Genomic DNA, 15,555 nt, shown 5'->3' on the forward strand with positions numbered 1-15,555 from the left:
ATGCCGCCCGCATTGCCGATCACGGCTGATACGGGTGGATAAATTCGCCCTGATAAGGCCTGCCCATCGCCGTAGGAGAATGGATAGCGACGTTGACGCATTCGACCGGTCCCATTCTGTTCTGCGTTCCTCACGCGGGTGGCGCGGCAGGGTCCTACGCTGTCTGGGGCGGGCTGTTGGAGCACTGCGCGACAGTGCGGCCGATAGAACTCGCGGGCAAAGGCGCCAGAGCCGGTGAAGATCCCTATGGCTCGATCATGGAGGCCGCCGAGGATGTCGCCGACATCATCGAGAAAGAGGCCGCCGGCCTGGAATGGGCGGTGCTCGGCCACAGCATGGGCGGCCTGATCGCCTATGAGGCCGTGCGCCTGCTGGCGGGCCGGGGCCACCGGGCGGCCGGCAGGCTGTTCATATCCGGTTGTCCCCCACCCCGGCAGGGGGCGGGCACAGGCTGGCACGACCGGCTCCAGGACGCGGAGGTCATCGGCTTCCTCGAACGGCTCGGCGGGCTGCCCCCGCAGGTCGCGCAGGACGGGGAGGCCGCCCAGTACTTCGCCGAACTGGTCCACCGCGACGGCCTGCTGCTCGCGGCGTACGAGCACAACCCCCCGTCGGCTCCCCTCGACTGTCCCGTAACCGTCCTGGTCGGCACGCAGGACCCGATCACCCAGGACACCAGCCCCGCCGACTGGGAACTGGCGGTCGCCCGGCCGGTGAGCGTGCGGTGGATGGGCGGCCCCGGGCACTTCTTCGTCACGGAGGGGGCGGCCGAGTGCGCGGAGGTGGTGCTCGCCGACCTCGGCCTGCACAGCGTACGCGAGGCCACCGGGACCGGCCTGTACCTGGACCTGATGAAGAAGACGCTGACGAACGTCATCTACGAGGACCCCCCGGTCCCCAGCGACTGGAGCCCGGAACTGGTCTACGACCGGGTCAGCCGCATGGCGGGGCTCGACTGGCCGAGCAAGGCGCACACGATGGTCGGCCTGCGCAGGCTCGACAACGTCCAGCAGTGCATCGAGCGGGTGATCGATGACCGGATCCCTGGGGACCTGATCGAGACCGGCGTCTGGCGCGGCGGTACGACAATCATGATGCGGGCCGTACTGGCCGCTCACCGGGTGAGGGACCGGATCGTCTGGGTCGCCGACTCCTTCCAGGGCATGCCCGAGCCCACCCCCGGCTCGCATCCGGGCGACGCCCGGCTCGCCACGCACAGGTTCAACCATTTCATCGGTGTGCCCCTGGAGACGGTGCGGCGCAACTTCCAGGCCTACGGCCTCCTGGACGACCAGGTGCGCTTCCTGCCGGGCTGGTTCGAGGACACGCTGCGGGCGGCCCCCATGGACCGTCTCGCGGTCATGCGGCTGGACGGCGACCTGTACGGCTCCACGATGGAGGCGTTGCGGCATCTGTATCCCAAGCTCTCCACCGGCGGCTTCGTCATCATCGACGACTACTTCCTGCAGAGCTGCCGCGACGCCGTCTACGACTTCCGCGACGAGAACGGCATCGAGGACGAGATCCAGGACATCGACGGCTACGGCGCGTACTGGCGTCGTGGGCAGTGACGGGCGGCACGGGCATGCACAGCGATCCGGTGGCGGCCCCTCCCGCGGAATGCCATGGTCCACCCCACGACGGGCTCGACACGGCCGGCACGCTTGCCGGCGCGCTGCCGCGTGCCGCGGCCGAGGCACCGGAACGGGGTGTCGTCGTCGTCGCGCCCGACGGGCTGTCCAGCACGCTGATCACCTATCCGGACCTGCTCGCGGCGGCACGGCGCGTGCTGGCGGGGCTGCTGCGCAGCGGCCACCGGCCAGGCGACACGGTCGTCCTGTACGGCCTCGCACCGGAGGACTTCTTCCCCGCTTTCTGGGCGTGCCTGCTCGGTGGGTCGGTGCCGCTCCCGGTGGACGGCCCCCGTGAGGCCGGTCCTCGCACGCGCTCTGTCGAGCGGCTGGCCGACGCGTGCGGCCGGCTGGGCCGTCCTCTGGTCCTGACCGACGCTGCCGGCCACGCCGCCCTGGCCGAGCACGGCGCCGCCCCCGGGCTGACCGTGGCGGACATCGCCCGCCTGCCGGGCGCAGGGGAGAGCGCGCCCATCCCGCCTTCGCCACCGGAGCCGGCCGCGACCGCGCTGCTCATGCTCTCCTCCGGCAGCACGGGCACTCCCAAGATCATCCCGCTGACGCACGGCGGCCTGGCCGACTTCGCCGCGGGCAACCGGCGGATGCTGGGCTGGGAGCAGGGGGAGAAGACGCTCAACTGGCTTCCGCTGGACCTCAGCGCGAGCCTGCTGCTGTACCACCTGCTGCCGGTGTTCCTCCGGATGACCAACGTCCACGTGCGGCCGGAACTCGTGCTCGCCCGGCCGGCACGCTGGCTCGACCTGGTCGCCGAGCACCGAGCACACCACACGTGGGCCCCCACCTTCGGCTTCCAAGCGCTGCTGTCCGCACTCGCCGGCGACGCGGAGCGGCCGAGCTGGGACCTCTCCCATGTGCGGTCGCTCGTGAGCGGCGGGGAGCAGATCGTCCCCCGCGTGGCCGGCGACCTCATGGCGGCGCTGGCTCCCTACGGTGTCCCTCGCGACCGCTTCGTACCCGCATGGGGCATGACCGAGACCTGTACGGGCATCACCTTCGGCCGGTACGGGGAGCCCGGCGGCCTCCACCGGCTGCTCGCCTCCAGCCTGGGCGGCCGGGTCGTCCCCGCCGGGCCGGAGGTACCCGACGAGGAGTGCGTCACCTTCGTCGGCCTGGGGCGCCCCGCCCCCGGCGCGAGCCTGCGCGTCGTGGACGAGGGGCAGCGGCTGCTCAAGGAGGGCGAGGTCGGGCACCTGCAGGTGCGGTCCGCGCGCGTGACGCCCGGCTACCTGCACGACGACGCCGAGGCCGCGGCGGGGCCGGGCGATTGGCTGGCGACCGGCGACCTGGCCTTCATCAAGGACGGCGGGCTCGTGATGGTCGGCAGGCACAAGGACATCGTCGTCATCCATGGAGAGAAGCACTCGTGCCGTTCGATCGAGGAACTGGTCGAGTCGGTCGAGGGGGTCACCCCGGGCGCCGTCGCCGCGTGCGCGGTGCCCGACCAGGCCCTGGGCAGCGAACGGCTCGCCATCTTCTTCTCCCCCTCGCCCGGAGCCGGGCCCGCGGGGGAGGTGGCCGAGAAGGTGGGACGGACGGTCATGCGCCGCCTGGGGGTGCTGCCCGGTCACGTCGTCCCTCTGGCGCCGGAGGACTTCCCCAGAACGCCGGGTGGCAAGATCCGGCGCCTCGAACTGGCCGGAAGGCTGCCCGCCCGCCCCGCGGCGGCGCCGTCCGCCCACCCCGCGGCGCACGCGGGGAGTCCACGGGCCACCGCGGCGGCGGACCTGCGCGGCCTGATACGCCGGGCGGTCGCCGGTGTCGGCTCCGTCGTCGATCCCGGCGGCGCCGACGACCGCAGGCCGTTCTACGAACTCGGGCTGACCTCGGTGACCCTGGTCAGGCTGCACGAGAGGCTGCGGCAGGCGCTCGGCGGCAGGCTGCCCGTCCACGTGCTGTTCCAGCACCCCTCCATCGCCGACCTGGCCTGCCACCTGGAGGCGAGAAGCGGCACGGCCGGCGAGGGGGCCGAGCCCCGGGTCGCGGGTGCGAACGCCCCCATCGCCGTGATCGGCATGGGGCTCAGGTTCCCGAGAGCCGCCACGCCGCAGGAGTACTGGGACAACCTGCGCCAGGGCCGCGACTGCACGACGACCTTCGCGGGCGGGCGGCGAGCCGGTGTGCTGGACGACGTCTTCTCCTTCGATCCCGGCTTCTTCGGCATGAGCCCCAAGGAGGCCGCCTCGACCCATCCCGCGCACCGGCTGTTCCTCGAATGCGCCTACCAGGCACTGGAGAGCGGCGGATATGCCGCCCGTGTGGACGCCCGCATAGGCGTGTTCGCGGGCGAGGGGATGACGCTGCTCGGCTACCAGTCGCACCGGCCGGACGGCGCGGCGGGCGAAGGGCTCGCCGACGCCATGCAGGCGGCGATCGGGAGGCAGAGCGACTTCCTGGCCTCCAGGGTCTCGTTCCGGCTCGGCCTGACCGGGCCGGCGGTCGGGGTGCAGACCGCCTGCTCGACGTCGCTCGTGGCCGTGCACCTGGCGATCCAGGCGCTGCGCGACGGTGACGCCGACCTGGCGCTGGCCGGCGCCGCGGCCGTCCACCTGCCGCAGAGGTTCCGCTACGCCCACCATCCCGAGTCGGTCCTGTCTCCCACGGGAACCTGCCGGCCGTTCGGCGCCGGAGCCGACGGCACCGTAGGAGGGAACGGGGTCGGCGTCGTCCTGCTCAAGCCGCTCGCGGCGGCGCTGGCCGACGGTGATCCCGTCCTCGCGGTCATCACGGGAACGGCCGTCAACAACGACGGACGCCGCAAGGCGGGGTTCACCGCCCCCAGCGTGCAGGGCCAGACGGAGGTCGTCCGTACGGCGCTGCGGCGCGCCGGGCTGCGCGGTGAGGACCTGAGCTACGTCGAGGCACACGGCACCGGGACCCCCGTCGGCGATCCCATCGAGTTCGCGGCGCTCAGCCAGGCCCTGCGCGCCGGGCCGGGGCGCCGCGGATTCTGCGCGGTCGGGTCGGTCAAGTCGAGCATCGGCCACCTGGACACCTGCTCGGGCATCGCCGGGCTGATCAAGGTCGTGCTGATGCTCGGGCACCGCACCGTGGTCCCCACCCGGAACCTGGGCGAACCCAACCCCGAGCTGGACCTGGAGACCAGCCCGCTGACGCTCGCCGATGCGCCGCGGCCGTGGACCGGCGAGGGGGGCGGGCCGCTCCGGGCCGGGGTGAACTCCCTCGGAGTCGGGGGTACCAACGCCTTCGTCGTGCTGGAGGAGCCGCCCTCCCGCACCGTGCCCGCCGCGCGGGCACCGCTGGCCCGGGGCATCGGTGAACCCGCGGTCGCGGACGCGCGCCCGGCCTCGCCGGACACGCGCCCGGTCTCGCCGGACACGCGGACGGTGTCGCCGGACACGCGGACGGTGTCGCCGGACACGCGCCCGGTCTCGCCGGACGCCCGGCCGGGGCTGCTGTTCTCGGGGCAGGGCGGCGCCCGTCACGGCATGGCGCGAGAGCTGCACGCGTCGCTGCCGGTCTTCCGGTCCGTCCTTGAGCAGTGCGAGCGGCTGTACCGCGCGTGCGCCGGCGGCGGCCTGCTGAACGCGCTGACGGAGGGGGAAGGCCCGCTCACCGGCGCGTTGGCGCAGCCCGGGCTGTTCGCCTACCAGGCCGCTCTGACGGCGCAGTGGCGCGAGTGGGGCCTGGAGCCGCGGTACGTGATCGGCCACAGCCTCGGCGAGATCTCCGCCATGCACGCCGCGGGGGCCCTCTCCCTCGCGGAGGGCGTGCGGCTGACCGTCCAGCGCGGGCGGCTGATGGAATCGGCGGTCGCGGAAGGGGGCATGCTCGCCGTACGCGGCGACGCCGCGCGGGTCGAGTCGCTCGCCGGCCTCGGCGGGCTGGAAGTCGCGGTCCGCAACGGGCCGCGCGACTTCGTGCTCTCCGGGGCGCCCGCGGCCCTGCGGCGTGGCGAGGACCTGCTGCGAGAGGCGGACCTCGACTGGCGGCGCCTGGACGTCGACAGGGCCTTCCACTCCACCATGCTGGGGCCGATGCTCGGCGACTGGGAACGCACGCTCGCCACGTGCGCGTTCGCGCCGCTCGACGTGCCGCTGATCTCGTCGCTCGACGGCACCGTCATGCCGGCCGGCACCACGCCGGACCCCCTGCACCTCCTGCGGCACGCCGGGCAGGCGGTGCGGTTCGACCTGGCCATGGCCTCCTTGCGGGAGCGCGGCCGCGGCGTCCTGCTGGAGATCGGGCCGAGAGGCGAGCTCACCGTCCTCGGGCGCAGGCTGTCGCCCGATCTGACCTGGGTCGCGGCGCAGCGGCGCGACGTGGATCCGCTGCGCGGGCTGGCGCTGGCCGCGGAGCGGCTGCACCGCGCGGGGTGCTTCCTGGCATGGGAGCGGGTGGCGCCCGGTGGCCGGCGCCCCGCCCATCCCGGCCACCCGTTCCAGCGCATCCACATTCCCTACGGCGGCGGGCAAGAGAGGACGGACGTGGACGACGAGATTCTCGGCACCGTAAGGTCGTTGACGGCCGAACGGCTGGGCCTGGCCCCGGACCTGCTCGACGTGGACAGCACCTTCGCCATGCTCGGCGGCGACTCGCTGTCGCTGGTGTCCTTGACCAGGCGGCTGGAGCGGGCGCTTGGGGTACGCGTTCCGCTGCGCGCGCTGTTCGAGGAGGCCGACACGCCGCGCAAGCTGGCCGACCTCGTCGCCGGGGCAGAAGGCGCCCGGCCCCGGCGCGCTTCCCCGCCCTCGTCGTCACCTTCTGTGCAGGTCCCGCTCCCGTCCCAGCCGGCGTCGCGGCCCCGGTCCCCGCTTCCGCCGGCGGTCGCCCCCGTGGCGCCTGAGCAGGAGGCGATGTCCGGCGATCTCGGCGGCGTCTACGCGGCACAGCTCAAACTCGCCGAAGGCTTGATCGACAAGGTCACCGGCCTGATGACGCGCCAGCTCGATGTGCTGGCCGCACGCCCGGGGACGCCGAGCGACGGCGGGCCCCCGGCCACGGCCGTCCGGCAACTGCCTCCCGCGCCGCTCCCCGCCCCAAGGCGTCCGGTCACCCGCACCGCGGGGGCGTGCGATTTCAGCCTCTACTTCTTCGGCGACTACCCGGACCAGGACGCCGGCGCCAAGTACGCGCACATCCTGGCCGCCGCGGAGTTCGCCGACACGAACGGCTTCCACGCCGTGTGGATACCGGAACGCCATTTCCACTCCTTCGGCGGCCTGTTCCCCAACCCCTCGGTACTCGCCGCGGCCCTGGCGACGCGGACCTCCTCCGTGCGTCTGCACGCCGGCTCGGTCGTGCTGCCGCTCCACGACCCCATCCGCGTCGCCGAGGAATGGTCCGTGGTGGACAACCTCTCGCAGGGACGCGCCGGCCTGTGCGTCGCGTCCGGCTGGCACGCCGACGACTTCGCGCTGGCACCGGGGAACTTCGGCGCCCATCGCGACCTGATGTACGAGCGACTGGACGTCGTGCGGCGGCTGTGGGCGGGTCAGCCGGTAGCAGCCACCTCGGGTACGGGCGAGGCCATCGAGGTGGCGTTGTTCCCGCGGCCGATCCAGCGGCGGCCGCCGCTCTACACCGCGGTGGTCGGCAATCCCGGCAGTTACCGGCGAGCGGCCGAGAACGACCTCGGCATCGTCACCAACCTGATGTCGCAGAGCGTCGACCGGCTCGAAGAGAACATCGCCCTGTACCGGCGCACGCGATCGGAACACGGGCTGGATCCGGCCGCCGGCCGCGTCGTCGTGCTGGCGCACACGTACCTGGGGGACGACCTCGACCACGTGCGGCGGGAGGCCGCCGGGCCCTTCCGTTCGTACCTGCGCTCGTCCCTGCACCTGCTCGGGGACCTCGCGAGCAGCCTGGGGATCAAGGGTGACCTCGCCCAGGCGGACCAGGAGGACCTGGATTTCCTGCTCGACGAGGCGTACCGGCGGTACTGCGACGATCGCGCCCTGATCGGCACGGCCGCCAGTTGCCGCCCGATCGTCGCCTCGCTCGTCGAGGCGGGCGTCGACGAGATCGCCTGCTTCGTGGACTTCGGCGTGCCCGGCGAGCGGATGCTCGCGGCCCTGCCGCGCATCGCCGGCCTGCGGGAGACGGCCGATGCCCCGGCTCATCGGTGTGCGGCGCGGCCACGCCCGCCCGTCCCCGCTCCCGCGCCGGCCTCCCCGGCGCAGCGGCGGCTGTGGATCGTGGAGCAGATGTATCCAGGCCGGAACGACTACTGGGAGCCGAAGGGCATCCTGCTGGAGGGACGGCTCGACGTCGAAGCGTTGCTGGGGGCCCTGGAGCGGGTGGTCGCCCGCCATCCCCAGCTCGGTTCGGTGTTCCGTGAGGTGGAGGGCGGCGTCCAGCAGGTCTTCCTCCCGCCCGCGCCTGTGCGGTGCCCGGTCGTCGACATGGCCGGCCGGACCGTGCCGGAGGCCTGCGCCGAGCTGATGGGGCAGGCGCGGAGCAGGGTCTCGGATCTGTCCGAAGGGCCCCTCTTCGCGGCCACGCTGGCCAGGCTGGGCGACGAGCGACACCTGCTCTTTCTGCTGGCGCATCACATCGTCTTCGACTCGATGTCCACCGCCGTGTTCACCCAGGACCTGGCGGCCTCCTACCGGGCGTGGCCCGCCGAGCCCGCAGAGCCGCCCCCGCCGTCCGGACCGGTGGAAGCCGGCGGTCCCGAGCCCGCTGACACGGCCTTCTGGCTGCGGGAGCTGGCGGGCGCCCAGGTGCTCCACCTTCCCGCCGATCATCCCGGAGCGGGTCCGGGCGAGGCCAAGGGGCGCGGCATGACCTGGGAGTTCGGCGCCTCGCTCGCCGAGCGCCTCGAGGTGTACGCGCGCACACGAGGCGCCACGCCGTTCATGGTGATCGTGGCCGCGCTCGGCGCCGTACTGGGGCGCATGAGCGGTCAGGAGGACTTCATGATCGGCACGGCGGTCACCGACAGGCCCGAGGGAACCGAGCACCGGATCGGCATGTACATCAACACCGTGGTGCTGCGCATGGACCTGACCGGTGACCCGGACTTCACCGGCCTGCTGCGCCGGGTGCGCGAGCGCAGTACCCGTGCCTACGAGCACCAGAACGTCGCCTTCGACGACCTGGTGACGGCCCTCAACCCCGATCGGGTGGCGGGCGCCAACCCGCTGATCAGTGTGATGGTCGAGTACGAGAACGCGACCGACGTCGAATTCGACCCGCCGCGGGTGCGCGCCGAACTGGTGGACGTCCCGGCGGACAGGGCGCCGTTCCCCGTCACCTTCTATCTGAGCAGGCACGGCGCGGGGCTGCGATGCGTGGTGGAGTACGACTCCGCTCTCTTCGAGGAGTCCGCGGTGGTCCGCATCCTGGACTACACGCGTCAGGTCCTGTCACTGGCGATGGACCGCGAGGGCGCACCGCTTTCCGAGCTCACCCCTTTGACGCCGGCGGACCGCGACACGCTGCGCGAGCGGCAGGCGCCCGCCGTGGCCGACCCGCCCGCGTCGCTGCACGGGCTCGTCGAGGAGCAGGCGCGGCGGACACCGGACGCGGTGGCCATCGCCGCGGACGAGGGAGACCTCTGCTACCGGGATCTCGACCATGCGGCCAACGCCCTGGCACACGCCCTGGTGGCACGGGGCGCGGGGCGAGGCGGCCGGGTGGCCGTCTGCATGGCGCCAGGAGCGGAGCTGGTCGTCACGTTGCTCGCCGTGCTCAAGACCGGTGCCGCGTACGTCCCGCTGGACGTCGCGCTGCCGTCGAGCCGCATCGCCTTCTGCCTGGACGACAGCCAGGCCGTGCTGCTGGTCGTGGACGCGGGCTTCGCCGGAGCGCACCCCGGCTTCGCCCGGGAACACCTGCTGTACGTGGCCGACCCGGACCTGGCGCCGGTCGCGGAGGCCCCATGGGCCGGCGGCACGCCGGAGGACATCGCCTACTGCGTCTACACCTCCGGCTCGACCGGCAGCCCCAAAGCGGTCCAGGTGCCCCATCGAGGGCCGGTGAACCTGGTGCGCTGGCAGCTTCGCGGCCATCCGCCCCTGCGTACGCTGCAATGGACCTCCCCGGGGTTCGACGTCAGCGTCCAGGAGGTCTTCGCGACGTTGGCCTCGGGCGCCGCGCTGGTCGTCGTGCCGGAAGGGGTGCGGCGTGACGCCGAGGCCCTGGGCGCCGCCATGAACCGCCACGGCGTGCAGCGGCTGCACCTGCCGTTCACGCCGCTGAAGTACCTGGCCGGGTGCGGCCTGCGCGTCCCCTCGCTGCGCGAGATATGCGTGGCGGGGGAGCCGCTCACGATCACCAAGGCGCTGAGGGAGTTCCTGGACGCGCACGGGCAGGTCAGACTGCTGAACCAGTACGGCCCGACCGAGACCTCCGTCATCGTGACCAGCCACGAGGTGACCGACCTCGACACGCCGCGCGTTCCGATCGGCCGTCCCATCGACAACGTGACGGTGCGCGTGCTGGACGGCGGACGGCGGGAGGTGCCCGTCGGCGCGGTCGGCGAGCTGTACGTGGGCGGTGTGGCCGTGGCGCTTGGCTACCTCAACGACCCCGAGCGCACTGCCGAGAGCTTCGTTCCCGCCGGCGAGACGACGCTCTACCGTACGGGCGACCTGGTTCGCTGGCGCCCCGACGGCACGCTGGAGTTCCACGGCCGTACGGACGAGCAGGTGAAGATCCGGGGGCATCGCGTCGAGCCGGGGGAGGTCCGGCACGCGCTCGGACGGCTCCCCGAGGTACGCGACAGCACGGTCGTGGCGCGTCCCGACGCCGCCGGTGAGCCGCGGCTGGTGGCCTACGTGGTGCTCGAACCGGGGGAGGCGCCCCGGGGGATCGCTTGGAGCACCGCGCTTCGTGACCGGTTGCGCGGCGTGCTGCCCTCCTATCTCGTCCCGGACCACTGGGTGCGCGTGGACGAGATCCCCGTGAACCTCAACGGCAAGGTCATGGCGGATGGGCTCCCGAACGTCGTGGAGGACGACGGGGCCGCGCGGGACGAGCGGCCCGCCACACCGCTGGAAGAGGCGGTACACGAGATCTGGTGCGGCGAACTCCAGATGCCCTCGGCACCGGTGAACGCCTCCTTCTTCGACCTCGGTGGCAATTCGCTCAAGGCGCTGCGGGTCATCACGCTGATGCGCGAGCGGTTCGGCCGCCAGTACCCTCTCGTCGACTTCATGGCCGAGCCGGACATCCGATCGGTCGCCAGACGCCTGGCGCGGGCGGGCGCGACCGATGTCGAGTCTTGACCATGGGCGCCGCGAGGTGCGGAGCGGCACGTCCATACCGCCCCTCGCCCTGGCGGGTTTCACCGTCTCGCTGGTCAACACGTTGCCGATCCCACTGCTTGGGACGCTGCCGGAGCTGCTGGACACCACGCAGACGCACGCTTACTGGACCGTGACCGCCACGCTGCTGGTCGGGGCCATGTCCACCCCGATCGCCGGACGGCTGGGCGACATGTACGGCAAGCGCAGGGTCCTGTTGTGGTGCCTGGGGTCGCTGGTCGCCGGCTCCGTGGTCTGCGGGCTCGCCGGTTCGGTGTCGGTGCTGATCGCCGGGCGTGCCCTCCAGGGATGCGCGGCCGGCGCACTGCCGGTGGGGCTGGGCATCATGCGCGACCGTCTGCTCGCCGGGCGGCGTGCCCACGGCTTCGCCGCCATGAGCGCGGCCATCGGCGTGGGAGGCACGGTCGGGTTCCCGCTGGCCGCACTCATGGCCGAGCACGCGGACTGGCACGCGCTGTTCTGGCTGGTGGCCGCGATCGGCCTGGTGAACCACCTGCTGGTGGTCTTTCGGGTACCGGACGGCGGGATCCGGCACGGCGGGCGGTTCGACTGGGCGGGCGCCGTCACGCTGTCGACAGGGCTGGTCTGCACGCTGCTGGTGCTGTCCAAGGGGCAGGAATGGGGATGGGCCGGCGGTGCCACCATGGCGACCGCGCTCGTGGGCACGGTCACGATCTCGTGGTGGGCGCGGCTCCAGTGGCAGGCCGATGAGCCACTGGTGAACCTGCGGCTGCTCAAGGACCGGGCCATGCTGCTGGCCACCGTCGCCACACTGCTCATCGGGTTCGCGATGTTCGCCCTGGCCCTGGTGATCCCTCGCGTGCTGCAGTCGTCGCGCGCCACAGGGTACGGCGTGGAGCTGTCCATGGTGGAGGCCGGTCTGGTCCTGGCCGCCGCGGGGCTCGCGATGATGCTGGCCGCCCCGGTGTCGGTCCGTGTGGCCGCCCGATGGCGGCACAGGGGAACCCTGCTGCTCGGCTGCGGCGTCGTCGGCGCGGGGTACGCCCTGGTCATCCCCTTCCCCGGCCGGTCCGACGGACTGGTGATCATGGGGCTCGTCACCGCCGGGGTCGTCGTCGGGGTCGGCCTGGGCCTGGCGTTCTTCGCCATGCCCGCCATCGTCGCCGAGCGAAGTCCGGCCGCCGAGATAGCGGCGGCCAACGGCCTCAACGCTTTGATCCGGCAGCTCGGCGCCGCCCTGTGCAGCGCGCTGACCAGCGCCGTCTACGCGAACCTGAGCATACGACTCCCGGCGGGAGACGGCTCGCAGCTGGTGTTCCCCTCACGGGACGGCCTGACGGTGGCCCTGCTGGCCGCCTGCGCCGCATGTGCCCTGGCCGCGTCGGCGACCGCCCTGATCCCGAGGGACACCAGATGACAGACCGATTCCAGCCGCGGCGGGGGACGTTCGTCTTCGACGGGGACTGCGCTTTCTGCACCTCCACCGTCAACGCCCTGTCGCGGTTCGTCGCACCGGATGTCGACTACCTGCCCTGGCAGCGGGCGGACCTCGCGCGTCTGTCGCTCACCGCCGACCAGGTGGAGGGCCAGGTGTGGTGGCTGCACCCGGACGAGACCTCCGCCGGCGGCGCCCGGGCCTTCACCAGGCTGATGCGGCGGGGACGGTGGCCATGGCCGGTGCTCGGACGCCTGGCCGAGCTTCGGCCGGTCGTCCCCCTGGCCGTGTGGGCCTACCGCTGGGTCGCGCGCAACAGGCACCGCCTGCCGGGGGGCACCCCCGCCTGCGCCGTCGACCGCGCGCAGGACGACCGGCGCCCCCCATCCTGAGTTGCCTCCGGGCTGCCCATGGAACTACCTGTTTCACCGCCTGCCCCCGCTTAGTGTTTCGGTGAACGAATCGCCGAGGAATCGGACGGTAGACGGCCAATGGAAAACCCAAGGCGGCAGGCCTTGTCGCAGATTTTCACCGACACGCTGGGCCTGGCCGAGATCGGGGCGAACGACAATTTCTTCGATCTCGGCGGGAACTCGGTAATGGCCATGTCCATTGTCAACCGGGTTCGCGATGAACTCGGCGGCAAGGTGACGGCCCGGCTGTTCTACAGGTGGCCGACCGTCGCCGGGCTCGAACAGAACGTGGAATTCGGCGCCGGTCCCGCCACCTGACGGGGGCCGGCGGGTGACAGCGAAGGAGAGCGGTGGACATCCGGATCATCAGGCACGAGCGCGCCTCTGCCCCCACGACCCGGCTTTTCTCTTTTCCGCACATCGGGGGCGGGCCGGCGATGTTCGCGGGCTGGGCCCAGGTGCTCCGGTCGCCGGTCGAACTGTGCGTTCCCCTCCTGCCCGGGAGGGAGCGCGCCTTCGACCAGGCGCCTTTCACGGACATCGAGGAAATGTGCGCCGCACTGCGCGATGCGATCGCTCCGCTCATGGACGTCCCGTCGGTCTTCTTCGGTGACTGCTTCGGCGGCCTGGTGGCCTTCCACCTCACGCACCTGCTCCAGGGCGGCGGCCCGCGGCCGGAAAAGCTCATCGTGTACGGCCTGGGCGCACCCCATGTGACCACGCGGGAAGAGGCGGGATATCCCAGGTCCGACGCGCTCGTCGGGGAGTTGCGCGAATACCTGAAACGGGCCGGTGACACCGATCCGGCGTTACTGGACGACCCCGACTGGATGGAGACGCTGGAACCCTCCATTCGCGGGGATCTGGCCGTGACCGAGAGCTTTCACCACCAGCACGGCCCGCCTCTGAGCACACCGATCGCCGTGATTGCCGAACCTCAGGCGAAAAAGGTGATCGACGAGTTCGCCGCATGGGCGGAACTCACAGAATCCGCATTCTCCATGCGCCTGCTGCCGTCCGGCCCCAAGCACTGGAAAAGGCTCGCCGAAGCGGTGGATCGCGAAATCGCCCAGCCGGGATAGTGGAAGGAAATCGCAGTGCGTTTTCGACATCACGCCGCCGGTCTGGTCATGGCGCTGCTGTCCGCCTGCTGCTTCGGCTTCGCCGGAGTCGCGGCGAAGGCCTTGGGCCAGGTCGGGCTGGAGCCGGTCCAGGCGGTATGGATCCGGTTGCTCGTCAGCGCCTGTCTGCTGATGCCGTACGCCTTCCTCCGCCGGCCACGCGCCCTGCGGGTCCCCAGGCCGCTGCTCCCGGCCGTGGCCGCCTACGGGCTGCTGGCGGTCGCGGGCGCCCAGGGCATGTTCTTCGCCGCGCTCTCCCGGGTCCCGGTGAGCGTCGCACTGCTGATCGCCTATCTGGCGCCGATCCTCGTCCTCCTCTGGGCGAAATGCGTATGGCGGCGCCGGATGTCATGGCAGGCGGTGGTGGGCGCCGGACTGGCGGCCCTGGGGCTGGCCTCGGTCGTGCAGGTGTGGACCGGCGTCCGGCTGGACCCGCTCGGCCTGCTGTTCGCCCTGGCCGCCGCCTGTTGCCTGGCGACCTATTTCCTGCTCAGCGAGTCGCTGGCCGGGGTAGACCTGCTCGGCCTGCTGGTCTGGGGGCTGGCCGGCGGAGCGATCGTGCTGACCCCGGTGGCCGCACCCTGGAACATTCAGTGGTGGGCCTTCACCGGCACCGTCGAGGTCGGCCCGTGGCCGGTTCCCGTGGTGGGCGTCGTCGCGTGGCTGGTCGTGGTCAGCACGGTGGTGGCGTACCTCACGGGCATGGGGGCGGTCAGGCGGCTGTCATCGCCACTGGCCAGCGTCCTCGCCAGCTTGGAGGTCGTGGTGTCGGCGGTGGTGGCGCTGGCCGTGCTGGACGAACAGCTGTCGATGGCGCAGTGGGGCGGGATGGTCCTCGTGCTCGCCGGCGCGTTCCTGTCCCACCAGGCCACCACGAACAGCAGGCGCGCACGGGAGACGGTGGCACCGCGTCTCGTCGGCAAGGAACTCGCCACGGCGAACGCACGCCCGTAACGGATCATCGGCATCCATTCACATTTGATCACGTCATGTAACGGAACGGAGTGGCATGCGTACTATCGGGCTCCTCGGCGGACTCAGTTGGGAATCGACCGTCATCTACTACCAGATCATGAACCAGAGGGTGCGTGAGCGGCTCGGCGGCAGTCACTCCGCGCAGAGCCTCATCTGGTCGTTCGAGTTCAAGAAGTTCGAGGACCTCATCTTCGCCGGCCGGTGGGACGAGGTCGGCGCGCTGCTCGGCGAGGCAGGGCAGAAGCTGCAGGGACTCGGCGCCGACACCCTGCTCATCTGCAGCAACACCTTCCACCGCGTCGCCGACCAGGTGGCCGAGTCGGTGACGGTCCCCGTGCTGCACATCGCCGACGCCGTGGGCGCGGAGATCCGCGACCAGGGAATGCGCAGGATCGGGTTGCTGGGAACCCGCTTCACCATGGAGGGGACCTTCTACCGGGACCGGCTGGCGGCGCACGGCTTCGAGGTCCTCATCCCGGAGGACGAACAGCGCCTGTTCATCGACCGTGTGATCTTCGACGAGCTGGTCCGCGGGGTGCTGAAGGAGTCCTCGCGCGAGGCCTACGCGGAGATCGTCGCCGGTCTGGCCGCCAAGGGCGCGGAGGGCGTCATCCTCGGCTGCACGGAGATCGAGCTGCTGCTCGACAACAAGGACACCGCCATCCCGGTGTTCCCCAGCGCCCGGCTGCACGCGGAGGCGGCCGTGGACTTCGCCCTGCACGCGGCCGTCCCGGACAGGGCCGTGGCCGCCTGACGCACGGAAGG

Annotated in this window: 8 protein-coding genes; all 8 read left to right on the forward strand. The window is 71.9% G+C overall.

What is annotated here, in order from left to right; translation table 11 throughout:
* The first annotated feature begins 92 nt into the window (after positions 1-92).
* The 8 genes from ABD810_RS33525 to ABD810_RS33560 all read left to right on the forward strand — a co-directional run bounded on the left by ABD810_RS33525 (position 93) and on the right by ABD810_RS33560 (position 15,544).
* On the forward strand, positions 93-1,571 hold the full coding sequence (locus tag ABD810_RS33525) for an alpha/beta fold hydrolase (RefSeq protein WP_344950166.1): 1,479 nt from the start codon (positions 93-95) through the stop codon (positions 1,569-1,571).
* Positions 1,568-10,846 (forward strand): non-ribosomal peptide synthetase/type I polyketide synthase, encoded by a 9,279-nt coding sequence (locus ABD810_RS33530; protein ID WP_344950169.1) that lies wholly within the window; start codon positions 1,568-1,570, stop codon positions 10,844-10,846. Before ABD810_RS33525 ends, ABD810_RS33530 begins: the two co-directional genes overlap by 4 nt.
* On the forward strand, positions 10,833-12,263 hold the full coding sequence (locus ABD810_RS33535) for an MFS transporter (protein ID WP_344950172.1): 1,431 nt from the start codon (positions 10,833-10,835) through the stop codon (positions 12,261-12,263). Before ABD810_RS33530 ends, ABD810_RS33535 begins: the two co-directional genes overlap by 14 nt.
* A complete protein-coding gene (locus ABD810_RS33540; protein WP_344950175.1) occupies positions 12,260-12,673 on the forward strand; it encodes a thiol-disulfide oxidoreductase DCC family protein in 414 nt (137 codons plus the stop codon). Before ABD810_RS33535 ends, ABD810_RS33540 begins: the two co-directional genes overlap by 4 nt.
* Before the next feature lie 123 nt (positions 12,674-12,796).
* Positions 12,797-13,012 carry an acyl carrier protein gene (locus ABD810_RS33545; RefSeq protein ID WP_344950178.1) on the forward strand — a complete coding sequence of 72 codons (216 nt, stop codon included), beginning with the start codon at positions 12,797-12,799 and terminating at the stop codon, positions 13,010-13,012.
* A 32-nt stretch (positions 13,013-13,044) separates the two neighbouring features.
* Entirely contained in the window at positions 13,045-13,776 is a 732-nt protein-coding gene (locus tag ABD810_RS33550; RefSeq protein WP_344950181.1) for a thioesterase II family protein, read from the forward strand.
* A gap of 15 nt (positions 13,777-13,791) precedes the next feature.
* On the forward strand, positions 13,792-14,769 hold the full coding sequence (locus tag ABD810_RS33555) for an EamA family transporter (protein ID WP_344950183.1): 978 nt from the start codon (positions 13,792-13,794) through the stop codon (positions 14,767-14,769).
* 55 nt (positions 14,770-14,824) lie between these two features.
* Positions 14,825-15,544, forward strand: a complete 720-nt coding sequence (locus ABD810_RS33560) for an aspartate/glutamate racemase family protein (RefSeq protein ID WP_344950186.1) — start codon at positions 14,825-14,827, stop codon at positions 15,542-15,544.
* The last annotated feature ends 11 nt before the right edge of the window (positions 15,545-15,555 follow it).

The organism is Sphaerisporangium flaviroseum, from assembly GCF_039537005.1.
Lineage (GTDB): Bacteria > Actinomycetota > Actinomycetes > Streptosporangiales > Streptosporangiaceae > Sphaerisporangium > Sphaerisporangium flaviroseum.